Annotated in this window: 10 protein-coding genes; 7 read left to right on the top strand and 3 right to left on the bottom strand. The window is 75.2% G+C overall.

Annotation, left to right across the window (positions count from 1 at the left end; translation table 11 throughout):
* The 5 genes from katG to ACFV4N_RS20320 form a co-directional block, all read left to right on the top strand.
* Positions 1-1,480: catalase/peroxidase HPI (gene katG, locus ACFV4N_RS20340; protein ID WP_499674119.1), on the top strand; the 1,480-nt coding region annotated here is incomplete at its 5' end.
* 69 nt (positions 1,481-1,549) lie between these two features.
* On the top strand, positions 1,550-2,353 hold the full coding sequence (locus tag ACFV4N_RS20335; protein ID WP_499674118.1) for a helix-turn-helix domain-containing protein: 804 nt from the start codon (positions 1,550-1,552) through the stop codon (positions 2,351-2,353).
* Positions 2,354-2,550: 197 nt separating this feature from the next.
* Positions 2,551-4,068: a trypsin-like peptidase domain-containing protein gene (locus tag ACFV4N_RS20330; RefSeq protein ID WP_499674117.1), complete on the top strand. Its 1,518-nt coding sequence runs from the start codon at positions 2,551-2,553 to the stop codon at positions 4,066-4,068.
* Between the two features lie 435 nt (positions 4,069-4,503).
* Entirely contained in the window at positions 4,504-6,606 is a 2,103-nt protein-coding gene (locus ACFV4N_RS20325; protein ID WP_499674116.1) for a tetratricopeptide repeat protein, read from the top strand.
* A gap of 16 nt (positions 6,607-6,622) precedes the next feature.
* Positions 6,623-8,044: a vWA domain-containing protein gene (locus ACFV4N_RS20320; RefSeq protein WP_499674115.1), complete on the top strand. Its 1,422-nt coding sequence runs from the start codon at positions 6,623-6,625 to the stop codon at positions 8,042-8,044.
* A 5-nt stretch (positions 8,045-8,049) separates the two neighbouring features.
* Here ACFV4N_RS20320 and ACFV4N_RS20315 read toward each other — a convergent pair whose 3' ends face one another.
* On the bottom strand, positions 8,050-9,123 hold the full coding sequence (locus ACFV4N_RS20315; protein ID WP_499674114.1) for a transporter substrate-binding domain-containing protein: 1,074 nt from the start codon (positions 9,121-9,123) through the stop codon (positions 8,050-8,052).
* Entirely contained in the window at positions 9,120-10,352 is a 1,233-nt protein-coding gene (locus tag ACFV4N_RS20310) for a GlnX family signal transduction membrane protein (protein ID WP_499674113.1), read from the bottom strand. The genes ACFV4N_RS20315 and ACFV4N_RS20310 overlap by 4 nt, the downstream gene beginning before the upstream one ends.
* Before the next feature lie 533 nt (positions 10,353-10,885).
* On the opposite strand from ACFV4N_RS20310, the gene ACFV4N_RS20305 reads away from it, so the two are divergent.
* Positions 10,886-14,014 carry an AfsR/SARP family transcriptional regulator gene (locus ACFV4N_RS20305; RefSeq protein ID WP_499674112.1) on the top strand — a complete coding sequence of 1,043 codons (3,129 nt, stop codon included), beginning with the start codon at positions 10,886-10,888 and terminating at the stop codon, positions 14,012-14,014.
* Positions 14,015-14,075: 61 nt separating this feature from the next.
* Here ACFV4N_RS20305 and ACFV4N_RS20300 read toward each other — a convergent pair whose 3' ends face one another.
* Positions 14,076-14,231: a hypothetical protein gene (locus ACFV4N_RS20300; RefSeq protein ID WP_499674111.1), complete on the bottom strand. Its 156-nt coding sequence runs from the start codon at positions 14,229-14,231 to the stop codon at positions 14,076-14,078.
* Positions 14,232-14,446: 215 nt separating this feature from the next.
* On the opposite strand from ACFV4N_RS20300, the gene ACFV4N_RS20295 reads away from it, so the two are divergent.
* The coding region (locus ACFV4N_RS20295; RefSeq protein WP_499674110.1) for a hypothetical protein at positions 14,447-14,830 on the top strand (384 nt) is incomplete at its 3' end.

The following is a 14,830-nucleotide window of genomic DNA, read 5'->3' as shown; positions in this document are numbered from 1 at the left end:
GCACTTCATCCGGGAGACCTTCGGCCGGATGGCGATGAACGACGAGGAGACCGTCGCCCTCATCGCCGGCGGCCACACCTTCGGCAAGACCCACGGCGCCGCCGCCGCGGACGGCCACGTGGGCCCGGAGCCGGAGGCCGCCCCGCTGGAGGCGCAGGGCCTGGGCTGGCTGAGCACCCACGGCAGCGGCACGGGCGCCGACACGATCACCAGCGGTCTGGAGGTGACGTGGACCGACGTGCCGACGCAGTGGAGCAACCGGTTCTTCGAGATCCTCTTCGGCTACGAGTGGGAGCTCACCACGAGCCCCGGCGGCGCCAAGCAGTGGGTCGCCAAGGACGCCGAGGAGATCATCCCGGACGCCCACGACCCGTCGAAGAAGCACAAGCCGACGATGCTCACGACCGACCTGTCGCTGCGCTTCGACCCGGCGTACGAGAAGATCTCGCGCCGCTTCCTGGAGCACCCCGACGAGTTCGCGCTGGCGTTCGCCAAGGCCTGGTACAAGCTGCTGCACCGCGACATGGGCCCGGTGAGCCGCTTCCTGGGGCCGTGGGTGCCCGAGGTCCAGCTGTGGCAGGACCCGGTGCCGGCCGTCGACCACGAGCTGGTGGGTGACGACGGGATCGCCGCCCTCAAGGCGAAGGTCCTCGACTCCGGCCTCACCACCGCCCAGCTGATCGGCACCGCCTGGGCCTCGGCCGCGAGCTTCCGGTCCACCGACAAGCGCGGTGGCGCCAACGGCGCCCGGATCCGCCTGGAGCCGCAGCGGAGCTGGGAGGTCAACCAGCCGGAGCAGCTCGCGAAGGTCCTGGAGGTCCTCGAAGGCGTCCGGCGGGAGTTCAACGAGGCGGGCGGCGCGAAGATCTCGCTCGCCGACCTGATCGTGCTGGCCGGTTCGGCCGCCGTCGAGAAGGCGGCGCGCGACGCCGGCTTCGAGGTGACCGTGCCGTTCCGCCCGGGCCGCACCGACGCCACGCAGGAGCAGACCGACGTCGAGTCGTTCCGGGTCCTCGAACCGCGCGCCGACGGTTTCCGCAACTACGTGCGCGCCGGTGAGAAGCTCCAGCCGGAGGTGCTGCTCGTCGACCGCGCCTACATGCTCGACCTGACGGCGCCGGAGATGACCGTCCTCGTCGGCGGTCTCCGCGCCCTGGGCGCCAACCACGGCGACAGCCGGCACGGCGTCCTCACCGACCGCCCCGGCGTGCTCACCAACGACTTCTTCGCCAACCTGCTGTCGCCGGGCACCCGGTGGAAGGCGTCGGAGTCCGAGGAGGGCGTGTACGAGATCCGCGACCTGGCCACGGACGAGGTGAAGTGGACCGCCACCGCGGTCGACCTCGTCTTCGGCTCCAACTCGCAGCTGAGGGCCCTCGCGGAGGTCTACGCGAGCGAGGACGCCCGCGAGAAGTTCGTGGCGGACTTCGTCGCGGCCTGGACGAAGGTCATGGAGCTCGACCGGTTCGACCTCGCCTGATCCCGTTCCGCGCCAAGGGCCCGGTCGATCCCCGGTGGGTCGGCCGGGCCCTTCTTGTAGGTTCGTGGCATGGGCTCCGATGTCTCCGCGTGGCGCCCGGCCGTGCCCGGTGTGGTGGAGGTGCTGCACGCGCGCTTCACCCACCACGCCTACCCGGCGCACACGCACGACGCGTGGACGTTGCTGCTGGTCGACACCGGCACGGTGACCTACGGCCTGGACCACCGCGAGCACGGCGCGCTCCCGGCGTCGGTCACGCTGCTGCCGCCGCACGTGCCGCACGACGGGCGCAACGCCACCGCCGAGGGGTTCCGCAAGCGGGTCGTCTACCTGGACACCTCGGTGCTGGGCGCGGACCTGGTCGGCGCGGCGGTCGACCACCCGGCGTTCGCCGACCCGGCCCTGCGGTTGCGGGTGCACCAGTTGCACGGCGTGCTGAACGGCGGCGACGAGTGGGAGGCCGAGTCGCGGCTGGCGCTGGTCCGGGACCGGTTGCGGGGGCACCTGACCCGTCGCGAGCCGGTGCGGCCGGAGGCGGAGCCGGGGCTGGCGCGGAGGCTGCGGGAGCTGCTGGACGCGCACGTGACCGACGGCCTGACGCTCGCCGACGCGGCCGGGCGGCTGGCCGCCGGCCCAGAGCGCTTGGTCCGCGCGTTCAGCCGCGAGTTCGGCCTGCCCCCGCACCGCTACCTCACCGGCCGCCGGATCGACCTGGCCCGCCGCCTGCTGCTCGACGGCGTGCCGCCCGCCCAGGTGGCGCCGGCGGTCGGCTTCTACGACCAGTCCCACCTGACCAGGCACTTCCGCCGCATGCTCGGCACCGCGCCGGGGGCTTACGCGCGGTCGGGGGTGGCGCGCGAGCGCCCGGCGTGATCACCGGGTGGGCCCACCCGGCGAATTCGGGTGTGCCCACCTGTTCTCGTTCCCGTCGCGCGCCTTCACTTTCCACGCCGAGCGGAATTTCCGGCACGTCAGCGAATCCGCACTTCCCAGCGGGCCACCGCGTGGTGCAACGTTTCCCCCCTGCGCCACGATCACCAGGTGTGCGCCGAGACCGGTGGGGGGTTGGGGTGACGGGCGGTTGGGGTCGGCCGGACGAGCCCGCATCCCGGCACGCCGCGAACGGGCGGGAGGAGTGGCGGGTCCGCATCCGCAGCGGTGACGGCCGCCGGGTGCTGGGCGCGGGGGTCCTGGTCAGCCCCGAGCACGTGCTGACCTGTGCGCACGTGGTCGAGCACGAAGAAGGGGACCTGGTCGTCGACCTGATCGAGGTCGTGGGCACGCCGAGTTCCCGCGCGCGCCTCGTCGACGGGGCGTGCGTCCCCGAGGCGGAGGGGCCGCGCGGTGACGTCGCGCTGCTCCGGCTGGCGAAGCCTCAGCGCGAGGACCACGTGGCCACGTTGCGGCGCATGGCCTTCACGCGCGACCGCCCGGTGCACGCGCAGGGCTTCCCGCGCGGCCTGGACAACGGCGTGTGGACCAGGTTGACGCTGTTCGGGCACTCCGGGGCCGAGTGGCTGCAGATGAACCTCCGCGCCGAGACCGAGCAGCAGGTGCGGGTGGGGTACAGCGGTGCGGGGGTCACCGACGACGCGACCGGTCACGTGCTGGGCCTCGTGGTCGCCAAGTACCGCGACAGCGCGGCGGGCCTGTCCTGGATGATCCCGGTGGAGGCGGTGGCCGCGCACCTGCCGGTGGTGGCCGGGTGGGTCGTCGGGGACACCGGGATCGACCCGCTGTTCACCCGCGCGCACCCGGCGCCGACCGGTGACGCTGGTTGGGTGCTGGACTGGCTGGGCCGCCGCGGTCGCGGCGCGGCGGTGCTGGTGGTGTCGGGGTCCGAGCTGGTCGCGGTGCGGCAGGCGGTCGCGGCGTCCGGCGTGCGGACCGACCGCGGTGACCCCGGCGGCGTGGACCTGGCGCTGGACGTGAGCGGGCGCACGGTGGACGAGGTGTCGCGGCGCATCGTGGACCGCGCGGGCCTGCCGACGTCGGCGGTGGAGAGCGCGAGCGACCGGCTGCGGGCCGACGCGCCGCCGGTGACGATCGTGCTGGACGGCGTCGACGAGGCCGAGGAGCCCGTGGCGCTGGTGAACGAGGTGATCAAGCCGGTGCTGGCCGGCGGCGGTCGGATCGTGCTCGGGTTCCGGCACGAGGCGTCGGCGGGGCTGTCGGCGGCCGGCGCGCTGGTCGCCGGGGCCGTCGCGAAGCGGCTGGAGGAGCTGGGGCGGCGCATCGACGTGCTGCCCGACGACACGGACCTGCCGCTGCGGCTGATCGCGCTGCGGCAGGTGGCCAAGCGGTCGCCGGTGCTGGTCGCCCGACGGTTGGACGAGTTCGAGAGCGGGGTGGAGCGGGCCGAGCGGCGGGCGCGCAGGGCCCGGTCGGTGGACGACGACCGCGGGTTGCTGGAGGCCACCCGGGCGGGCGCCAACGAGGCCGGGCTCGGGGAGGACGTGGGGCTCGCCGAGCTGTACCGGCGGGCCGACGAGGCGTTGAGGGCCGAGCCGGTGAACCGGGCGGCGGCGCACGCCGCGGTCCAGGCGTTCCTGGACGCGGTTCGCCGGGCGCGCGAGGCCCGGCGGTAGTGGGGAGCGGGGGAACGGGCCGGGTGTGCGAGGCAGGGGAGCGGGCTGGGTGCACGGGTTAGGGGAGACGGGGCGGGTGCGCGAGGCGGGGAGGGCCGGTCGCGTGCGCGAGGCCGGACGAACGGGCCGATTACACGGGGCCGCGGGACCGGCGTGGAAGACCCGGGGAACAGCGCGGGAGGTCCGGGGCACCGGCCGGGCGCGCGGGGCGGAGGAGGACCGATGACCGCTTGTGCCAGGCCGGGGTGTGGCGGCTCGATCGACGAGACCGGCTTCTGCGACACCTGTGACCTCCCGGCCCTCGTCCCGCCGTCGTCCGCCGGGCGGTCGACCTCGGCGCGGCCCGCGTCGGGGCGGTCCGGGACCGGGCGATCCGGATCAGGGCGACCCGGGTCGGGGCGATCCTTGTCCTGAGCGGCGCGCGGCGGTGTAGCGGTGCGGCGGCCGGGCGTGGGCGACGACCCCTTCCCGCTGCCCGACTTCGACTTCCCGGACCCGGAGAGCCTCGTGCTCACCAACCCCCGCGTGCCGGACCGCGCGCGGCGGTGCGCCAACGAGGGGTGCGCCGACCGCACGAAGCTGCCCGCGAAGGACTCCGGCCACTGCCTGTCCTGCGGCACGCCGTTCTCCTTCCTGCCGAGCCTGGCGCCCGGCGACCTGGTCGAGCAGCGCTACGAGATCTGCGGCCCCATCGCGCACGGCGGCCTGGGCTGGATCTACCTGGCCCGCGACGGCAGGCTCAACGACCGCTACTGCGTCCTCAAAGGACTGATCGACGCGTCCGACGCGGCGCTGACCGCGTTCGAGGTGTGGGCGCTCACCCAGATGGACCACCCGAACATCGTCGGCATCTACAACTTCGTCAGGCACCCGGACGAGCGCACCGGCAATGCGCGCGAGTACATCGTGATGGAGTACGTGCCCGGCCTGCCGCTGAGCGTGGTGGCCACCGAGGCCCAGCAGGGCAGCAGCCGGCTCGACGAACCGCTGCTGACCGAGCACGTGATCACCTGCGGGCTCCAGGTCCTCGCCGCGCTGGGCCACCTGCACGAGCGCGACATGCTGTACTGCGACCTCAAGCCGGACAACGTGATGATCCGGCCGGCCGACCGCAGCGACCCGGACACCCGGATCAAGCTGATCGACCTCGGCGGCGCGCGGAGCGCGGGCGACACCAGCAGGCCGATCGTCATCACCCGGCGCTACCAGGTGTCCGCGGAGGAGATCTCGGTGCGCGGCATGACCGTCGCCTCGGAGATCCACACCGTGGGGGAGACCCTGAACCAGCTCTACCGGGCGACGTCCGACCACACCGGTCAGGAGGTGCCCGCCGAGCGGCACGTGCGCGAGCAGCAGCGGATCGCCGTGGGCGTCGAGTCGTTCAAGCTGGTCTGCGCGCGGGCCAGGCACCCGGAGCCGGAACGCCGGTTCGGCGGCGCGGCGGAGATGGCCCGGCAGCTGCGCGGGGTGCGGCGGGAGATCGCGTCCCTGCGGGACGGCAAGCCGCGGCCCGAGCCGTCCGCCGTGTTCGCGGACAACGCCGTGCTGCTGGACGCCGGGCTGGGCGCGGTGCCGCCGCTGACCCGGTGGACCCTCAGGCCGGCCGGCGTGCCGCTGGGCGGGCTGCCGCTCGACATCGGGACGCCGACGCCCCTCGCGGTCGCCACCGGCCTGCCGACGCCCAGGGTGTTCCCCGACGACCCGGCCGCCGACGTGCTCGCCGCCGCGGCCACCGAGGACGCGCCACGCCTGCTGGCCCAGCTCGACGCGATCGACCTGGACACCCCGGAGGTGGCGTTCGCCTTCGTCCGCGCCGGCCTGTCGGCGGGTGACCTCGCCGCCGCGGGGGCGGGGCTGGAGGAGGCCCGGGACCTGGTGGGGAACGCGGACTGGCGGCTGTGGTGGCACGAGGGCCTGATGGAGCTGGCCGACCGGGAGGTCGGGGCGGCGCGGTCGCACTTCGAGGAGGTGCGCCGCGCGCTGCCCGGCGAGATCGCGCCGGAACTGGCGGTGGCCTGCTGCGCCGAGCTGCTGGGCGACCCCGGTTCGGCGGAGCCCTACTACCTCGCGGTGTGGCGGCGGGACCACTCGGTGGTCAGCGCCGTGTTCGGGCTGGCGCGGGTGCACCTGGCGCGGGGCGACCGGGCGGGCGCGGTCGCGCTGCTGGACGAGACGCCCGAGATCTCGCGGCACCACGACGCGGCCCGGATCGCCGCCGTGCGGGTGCTCAGCGGGACGCTGCCCGACGGCGCTCACCCCCTCGCGCCGGACCTGGACGCCGCCGCCACCCGGCTGGCCTCGCTCTACCTCGACGGCGGCGAACCGACCGGGGAGTCGCGCACCCGCCTGGAGACCGTCGTGCACGAGGCCAGGTTCGCCCTGCTGTCGCCCGCCGCGGCGGCGGGCCCGACGGGCGACGACCTGCGGGAGCTGCTGGAGGGCGCCTACCGCGCGCTCGCCCGGCAGGCCTCCGACCGGGGCCACCGCTCCGGCCTCGTCGACCTGGCGAACGAGCACCGCCCGTTCACCTTCCGCTGACCGCACGGGGGAGACCGTGGAGCACCGAACAGACTTCGACCTGCAAGTCAGCCAGAACCAGTACCTGTCCCCGGCGGACCGGGAGATGCACGCCGCGCTGGTGGTGACCGCGCGCGGCGAGGCGCCACCCGGCGCGGAGCCCGAGGTGGCGCAGGTGATCCTGATCGACTGCTCCGGCTCGATGTCGTACCCGATCACCAAGATCGGCGCGGCGCGGCAGGCCACCAAGGCCGCCATCGGCGCGCTGCGCGACGGCGCGCGGTTCGCGGTGGTCGAGGGGACCGAGCGGGCCAGGCAGGTGTTCCCCGCGCGGGGCCTGGCCGTCGCCGACGAGGACAGCCGGCGGGCCGCGAAGGACGCCGTGAACAACCTGTCCGCGGCGGGCGGCACGGCCATCGGGACCTGGCTGACCCTGGCCGGGCGACTGCTGGGTGACCACCCGACCGCGGTGCGGCACGTCATCCTGCTCACCGACGGGCAGAACGGCGAGCCGCCGGGCGAGCTGGACCGCGTGCTGGCGGAGTTCGGCGGGGTCTTCACCTGCGACGCGCGGGGCATCGGGGCCGACTGGCTGCCCACCGAGCTGCTGCGCGTCGCCGAGGCGCTGCACGGCACGGCCGACGCCGTCCGCGCGCCCGCCGACCTGGCCGCCGACTTCCTGGCCATGACCCGCACCGCCATGGGCAAGCTCGTGCCGGAGGTGCGGGTCCTGGTCCGGACGACGGCGGCGAGCCGCCTGGACTTCCTGCGCCAGACCCACCCCGCCGAGGCGGACCTGCGCGGCGAGGTCGTGGACGAGCGGACCACCGCGTTCACGACCGGCTCCTGGGGCGCGGAGAGCCGCGAGTACCACCTGAGGCTCACCGTCGACCCCACCGGCCTGCCGAGGAGCAGCGACGTCCGCGTCGCCCGGGTGGACCTGGAGGTGCGCGCGCCGGGCGCCACCGGGTTCGCCAAGGCGGGCGACGCGCGGTCGGTGGTCGTGCACTACACCGCCGACCTGGAGCGGTCCAGCCGGATCGACGCGCGCATCGCCCACTACACGGGGCAGACCGAGCTGCGCCAGGCGGTGCTGGAGGGCGGCGCGGCGCACGACCGCGGCGACCGGGGCGCCACCGAGGCGGCCTGGGGCAGGGCGGTCGCGCTGGCGACCGGGCTGGGCAACCGGAAGGTGCTCGACCGGCTGCTGCGCCTGGTCGACGTGGTCGGCGCGCCGGAGGACGGCGTGGTCCGGCTCAAGGAGGACCTCGCCGCCGAGGACCTGCTGTCCGTGGCCGTGGGCTCGACGCTGTCCGGCACCCGTTCGGAGTCGGTCGTGGAGCCGGGCGCGGCGCCGGCCGCACCGACCGGGCCCGACGTGACCTGCCCGGGGTGCTCGCTGCGGTGGCCCGCCGGCTCCGCGTTCTGCGGCGACTGCGGCAGCCCGATCGCGGTGTGACGGCGCTAGTTCCCGTACGGGTCGTCGGGCACCGGCAGCCGGTGGTGCCCGGCCAACCCCTGGAACCAGGTGTCGTACGCCCGGTCCAGGCTGCCGTCCGCGCGCATGTCGTCGAGCACGTCGTTGACGAACCGGAGCAGGTCGTCCTGCTCGCCGCTCACCGCGACGGCGGCCTTGGTCGTCACCGGGCTGCGGTAGTCCAGCAGCACCGTGCCCGGGTCCTGGTGCCGGTAGCCGTGCAGGATGAGCACGTCGGAGTAGACGGCGTCGACGAACCCGCGCTGCATCAGCATCAGGCAGTCGCTGGTGTCGTTCACCGCCACCGGGATCAGCTCGGGCCGGCGTTCCGCGCGCTGCCGGTCCCGCAGGTCGATCATCTCGTCGCTGTTGGTGGTGCCCGCGCCCGAGCACACCTTGCGGCCGGCCAGGTCCTCCGGCCCGGCCACGCCCGACAGCCCGGCGCGGACGAGGAGGCCGCTGTGGGTCTGCATGTAGGGCCGGGAGAACCGCAGCTCGTGCGTCTCCACCCGGCACGGCGTCACGCTCACGCCGGCGATCACCAGGTCCACCTCGGGCACGTCGGCCAGCCGGCCGCCCTCGTCGTCCTTGGCGTCGCGGTTGGCCTTGGTGTCGAGGGAGTACAGGCGCCCGCCGGTGGGCAGGCCGATCATGCTCAGGTCGCCGTCCGGGACGCCGAGGGCGGCCGCGACCCGCTTGGCGATGTCGATCTCCAGGCCGGACAGCTCACCGGTGATCAGGTCCCGCTTGCTGCGGAACTGGCCGGTCTGGCTGACCCCGATCCGCAGGCCCTCCTCGCGGATGCGGCGGACGTGGGGGCCGTCGGGCCGCCCGTCGGGTCCCAGCGGGCCCGCGGTGGGGGCGAGGCTGTCGGTCGGGGCGTTCCCTCTTTTTTGGGCGTTCCCGCAGGGCGCGGTGCGCTCCGGGTCCTCGTCGTAGCCCGGGGGCAGGTCGGGGTGCTCCGCCGACGGGGAGGAGGGGGGCGCGCCGGCGGGCGTGGCGGGCGCTGAGCACGCGGCCAGGCAGGCGAGCGCGGCGACGAGGGCGAGGGCCTTGATCACGTGTAGTACTCCCTGATCCGGACACCGAGGCCGAACAGGGCCGACAGGACCGCCGCGACCACGAGCAGCAGCACGGCCGCGTCCCAGTTCGCCAGGGTCGCCTTGGCCGAGCCGGTCGAGTCGGTCGCCCTGTCCCGGTGCTCGTCGATCAGCCGGGTCAGGCGGGAGTCGAGCTGCTGGCCGAACGTGTCGGTGTGGTCGGGCGCCGGGTCGATGATCGTCTTCACCAGCTCGGTGAACGGCGGCGGCTCGGCGCCCGGGTCGCCCCGCGCCGGGAGGAGCAGGGGCACGTCGTGCTCGCGCCACGCCTGCAGCGCGTCGAGGGCGGCCTTGTCACCGCCCGCGGCCGTGAGGTGCCGCTCGATCTCGGTGAACTTCTGGGCCAGGCCGGACACGTCGCCCGCCGCGGGGAAGATCAGGATGCGCGCCTCGGCCTCGTCCGCCTCCCGGCCGAGGTTGCGCGCCTCGGCCAGCGACCCGACGACCGCCAGCTCGCGCCGGCCGACCTCGCCGCGCCCGTCGACGAACACGACGACGACGGTCGCGCCGAGCAGCGCGACGAAGGTCAGCGCGGTGGCCAGCACCAGCCCGGGGTTGACCCGGCGGCGGGTCCGGCGCGTGACGTGCACCTGCGCCGCGACCAGCGCGGCGAGCGTCGCCACCCCGGCGACCAGGAACGGCCACGGGACCGCGCCCGCGTCCCGCTGCGCCCGCACCACCGCCGCGGCCTGCTGCTCGTGCAGCAGCTTGGCGACGGCCAGGATGCGGGTGCGCACCAGGGACGAGGCGTTGGACAGGTACGAGATGCCGACCGGTCGCCCCGCGTCGCTCTCGGTCCACCCGATCTCCACCAGCCGGGCGTAGCGCGGCAGCAGGCCGGACAGCTCCCGGACCTGCCCGGCCGCCTCGTCCCCGGTGCCCGCGCTCCGGGCCGAGGCGACGTGCAGCGCCTCCGTCGCGGCGGAGACGTCGTCGCGGAAGCGCTGCCGCAGCGGGGTCGCCCGCTCCGCGTTGACCAGCACCGCGTTGAGCGAGTGGGCGTCCGCGTCCGCCATGGCGCGGTACACGTCCAGCGCCTTCGCGGTCAGCTCGGCCCGCTGGTCCGCCGCGTCCGCCGCCCGCCGCTGCCGCAGGTCCAGCGCCGCCCAGCCCAGCAGACCGGTGAGCAACCCCAGTACCGCGATGAGGACGGCGAACGCCAGGAACCCGTGCTCGGTTCGCTTCACCACGCCGCGTAATCGCGGCCGACTGACCGGCACCCCACCTCCAGCGAGAACACGCGTGCTGATCACCGGTGTGTCGCGCGCGCGAGGGGTTTCGTTACGGGCGTCCCGGAGGCGCGGGCGGGCGGGCGGCGGTGTGCGGTTCTCCGAAATCGCCTCGCGAAAGCCGGTGCTGGGCTGTCCGGGTGCATTCGGGACGGGTAAACGACTCCATCCGGTGACATCGTGGAATGCCGAGCGTCGCCGCGCGGGGCGGTGGTCGGTCCGGCGGCGACGGGAATGCCTGTCGCCGCAGGCCGAACGCCGGATAGCCGTCGTCTCGGCCGGTCGGGGCCGGTGGGCACATTTCACCCGTTCGGGCGGCGAATTCGACAATGCCGCGGTATCGGCGCGCAATACGGGGATACGCCGACCGTGCGGTAACCTCTGGGGGACCTCACGCCCGGACGCGTGCGTCCGGGGAACGGGCAGCTGCCGGAGCGCCTCCGTTTTCGGGCCGCCGCCGCGACGACCGCACGAGTGACTGGGGGCGCTTCGACATGGGGCTCAGGCTGCTCGGCCCGGTGGAGCTGGTGCTGGACGGCCGTTCGCTCGACCTGGGCGGTCCGCGGCAGCGGGTCGTGCTCGCGGTGCTCGGCCTCAACGCCAACCGCGTGGTGCCCGTCGAGCAGCTGATCGACGCGGTGTGGGGCACGGCCCCGCCCTCGACCGCGCGCGGTCAGGTCCAGATCTGCATCTCCGCGCTGCGCAAGCTGTTCGCCGACGCGGGCCGGGCCGGCGCGATCTGCACGCGACCGCCGGGCTACCTGCTGCGGCTGGACGCGGACGAGGTCGACAGCCTGCGGTTCGCCGAACTGGTCGCCGACGCCCGCGCGCGGGCCGACGCCGGCGAACCGGCCGAGGCCGCCGCCACCCTGCACGCCGCGCTGGAGCTGTGGCGGGGACCCGCCCTGGCCGACATCCCGGGCGACGTGGTGCGGCGCAGCGCCACCGTGCTGGAGGAGCAGCGCCTCGCCGCGCTGGAGGCGCGCATCCGGCTCGACCTGGTCCTGGGCCGGCACCGCGAGGTGGTCGGCGAGCTGCACGCCCTGGTCGCCGAGCACCCGCTGCGCGAGCGGCTGCACGGGTTCCTCATGCTCGCGCTGTACCGGGCGGGCCGCCAGGCCGAGGCGCTGGAGGTGGGCCGCCGGCTGCGCGCCGTCCTCGTCGAGGAGCTGGGGCTGGAACCCGGCCGGGACCTCCAGGACCTGGAGCAGTCCATCCTCCGGCGCGACCCGGCGCTGGGCGTGGCCGAGCCGCCACCACCGCCGGGCCCGCCCGCTCCCGCCACCACCCCGGCCGAGCCCGCCGAGCCCTCCGCACCCGAGCGCCAGGCGCCGCGGCCGGTCGAGGTGGTGCCCCGGCAGCTCCCCGCCAGCATCGCCGACTTCACCGGTCGCGAGGAGCACCTGGACGAGATCGTGCGACTGCTGGACGGCGACGGCCAGGAGTCCTGGGGCATGCCGATCGTCGCCGTCTCGGGCCGGGGCGGCGTCGGCAAGTCCACCCTCGCCACCCGCGCCGCGCACCAGCTCAGCGCCCGCTACCCGGACGGCCAGCTCTACGCCGACATGTGCTCGGCCACCGGCAACGACCACACCGCCAAGCTGCTCGCCCGGTTCCTGCGCGCGTTGGGCGTGGCGGGCTCCGCCGTGCCCGACGACGTGGAGGAGCGCGTCGAGCTGTACCGCAGCAAGCTGTCCGGCAAGCGGGTGCTGGTGGTGCTCGACGCCGTGACCGACGAGGCGCAGGTGCGGTCGCTGCTGCCCGGCAGCGCGTCCTGCGCGGTGATCGTCACCAGCCGGGTGCGGCTGAGCGGCCTGCCGGGCGCCCGCCAGCTCCACCTCGACGCGTTCGACGAGGCCAAGTCCCTCGAACTGCTGACCCGCGTCGTCGGCCGCGAGCGGGTCGAGGCCGAGCCGGACGCGGCGGTCGAACTGGTCCGCCTGTGCGACGGGCTGCCGCTGGCGCTGCGCATCGCGGGCGCCCGGCTGGCCTCCCGACCGCACTGGCGGATCGGCGGCCTGGTCCGCAGGCTCCACGACGAGGCCAGGCGGCTGGACGAGCTGGCCCACCACGGCCTGGAGCTGCGGTCCACCTTCGCCCTCACGCACCGGCTGCTGGACGAGTGCGCCCGGCGGCTGTTCCGGCTGTGCTCGCTGGTGAGCGCGCCCGACTTCCCCGGCTGGACCGCGGCCGCGCTGCTCGACACCACCGCCGCGGACGCCGAGGAGGTGCTGGAGAGCCTGGTCGAGGCGCAGCTCGTGGACACCGTCCAGTACGGCGGCGCGTCGCCGCGCTACCGGCTGCACGACCTGATCCGGGTCTACGCGGCGGAGAAGCTCCAGGAGGACAGCACCGAGGAGGAGCGCGACGCGGCGCTGGGCCGCGTGCTGGGCGGGTGGCTGGCGCTGGCCGAGGAGGCGCACCGCCGCGAGTACGGCGGCGACTACACCATCCTGCACGGCGGCGCCCCGCGCTGGCGGCCGGACGCCCGTGAGCTGGACGACCACCTGGGCGAACCCGCGCACTGGTGGGAGGCCGAGCGGCGGGCGCTGGTCGCCGCGGTCCGCCAGGCCGCCGGCGCCGGGCTCGACGAGTTGTGCTGGGACCTCGCCCTGACCGCGGTGACCCTGTTCGAGGCCAAGGGCTACTTCGACGACTGGCTGGAGTGCGCGCGGGTGGCGCACGAGGCGTGCCGGCGCGCCGACAACCGGGTCGGCATGGCCGCGATGCGCTACTCGCTGGGGACGCTGCACATGTTCCAGACCCGGCTGCCCGAGGCGGACGAGTACTTCGCGGGCGCGCTGGAGCTGTTCCGCGCCGCCGGCGAGGAGCACGGGCGCGCCCTGGTGCTGCGCAACTCCGCGCACGTCGACGGCCTGCGCGGGGACACCGCCTCGATGATGGCCAAGTACACCGAGGCGCTGGAGGGCCTGCGCGCGGTCGGCGACCGGATCGGCGAGGCGCACGTCCTGCGCGGCATCGCCAAGCACCGGCTGGACGAGGGCGACACCGACGCCGCGGCCGGGCTACTGGAGCAGGCGCGGGACATCACCCGGGAGACCGGGTGCCTGCGGGTCGAGGCGCAGGTGGTGCACAGGTTCGCCGAGCTGCACCTGGCCACCGGCGAGATCGACCAGGCCCGCGACGCGCTGCACCGGGTGCTGCGCATCGTGCGCGACAACGGCGACCGGATCGGCGAGGTCTACGCGCTGTACGGGCTGGGCGTGCTGCGCCACCGGGAGGGGCGGTTGGACAACGCCGAGACCACCCTGGTGCACGCGCTGAACCTGGCGCGCCGGCTGGGTGAGCGGCTGATCGAGGCCAGGTCCCGGTACTCGCTCGGGGAGATCGCGCTGGCGCGCGGCGACGCGGAGGGCGGTGTCGGGCACCTGCGCGCGGCGCGCGAGCTGTTCGCCGGGCTGGGGTCGGCGCTGTGGCACGCCAAGGCGCTGGCGCTGCTGGCCGAGGCCCGGTCGGCGAACGGCGACGACGCGGCGGCGGGCGAGCTGGTGGAGCGGGCGCTGCTGCTGCTGTCCGGGGTCGACTCGGCGGAGGCGGCCCAGCTCGTGGCGCGGCTGCGGGAGCGGCGGGTGGACGGGACGGTCGTCCGCGGCCTGGTCTGAGCCGGCACGCGCGACGACCCGGCCCCCGAGGAGGGCCGGGTCGCGGTGTCGAGCGGTCCGCTCACCAGTGCGTGTCGTCCACGCACACCTGGAGCTCGACGCTCCAGTGGGTGTCCTCGGGGCAGTCGGCCGTCGTGGTGGTGGCCGCCGCGGGCGGGGCCGTGATGACGGCGGCGCCGATCGCGAACGCGGTGAGCAGGGACTTCAGCACCGACATCCTCCTCCTGTCTTCCGGAACTCCCGGGAACTGCCGTGCGGTGCCACCAGTGGGCGCCCCGCCGCCTTCCGTCCGCCTTCACCCGCCTTAATCCGCGCTCCGTGGAATCGATAGCGCTTGGAAAGCGGATCGACAGAGCCGCGCCGCACCTTGGTCGTGGCAAGGGCGACGGCAAGGGCCGCGGCTCGGCCACGGCGACGGCGGAAGGAGCGGACGTGGACCGCCTCCCCCAGGACCACGGGCACGACGGCACCGATGCCGTGGACGCCCTGGCCGAGCGGCTGATGACCGGGGCCGCCGTCGCGCCGGCGCTGTCGTCGGTGGCCGCGCCGCGACACCGCGCCGCGGTGCTGACCGCGCTGTCGGCCCGGTACCTGCTCGCGCCCGGCGTGGTCACCGCGTCGGTCGTGGGCGGCGGGTGGGCGGTCCGGGCCCAGCTGGACGCCGTGGCCCGGCACGTGCCCGGCACCAGCCACGTGGCGGGGCGCGGGGGCGCCGGGGGGGCCCCGGGGCCCCGCCCGGGGGGCCCGCGCCCGGGGTACCGCCAAGGGGGGTGCCTGGGCGCCCCCCCCGGGGGGGGGGTGTTGGGGGGGCAACAC

Source organism: Actinosynnema sp. NPDC059797, assembly GCF_042732085.1.
Lineage (GTDB): Bacteria > Actinomycetota > Actinomycetes > Mycobacteriales > Pseudonocardiaceae > Actinosynnema.
Note: the sequence above shows the minus strand (reverse complement) of the source record. Positions and strands in the feature narration are given on the sequence as shown.

Excerpts from the sequence above, each read along its gene's own strand:
- ACFV4N_RS20335 (WP_499674118.1), top strand. The coding sequence starts at position 1,550 with ATGGGCTCCGATGTCTCCGCGTGGCGCCCGGCCGTGCCCGGTGTGGTG.
- ACFV4N_RS20305 (WP_499674112.1), top strand. The coding sequence starts at position 10,886 with ATGGGGCTCAGGCTGCTCGGCCCGGTGGAGCTGGTGCTGGACGGCCGT.
- ACFV4N_RS20300 (WP_499674111.1), bottom strand. The coding sequence starts at position 14,231 with ATGTCGGTGCTGAAGTCCCTGCTCACCGCGTTCGCGATCGGCGCCGCC.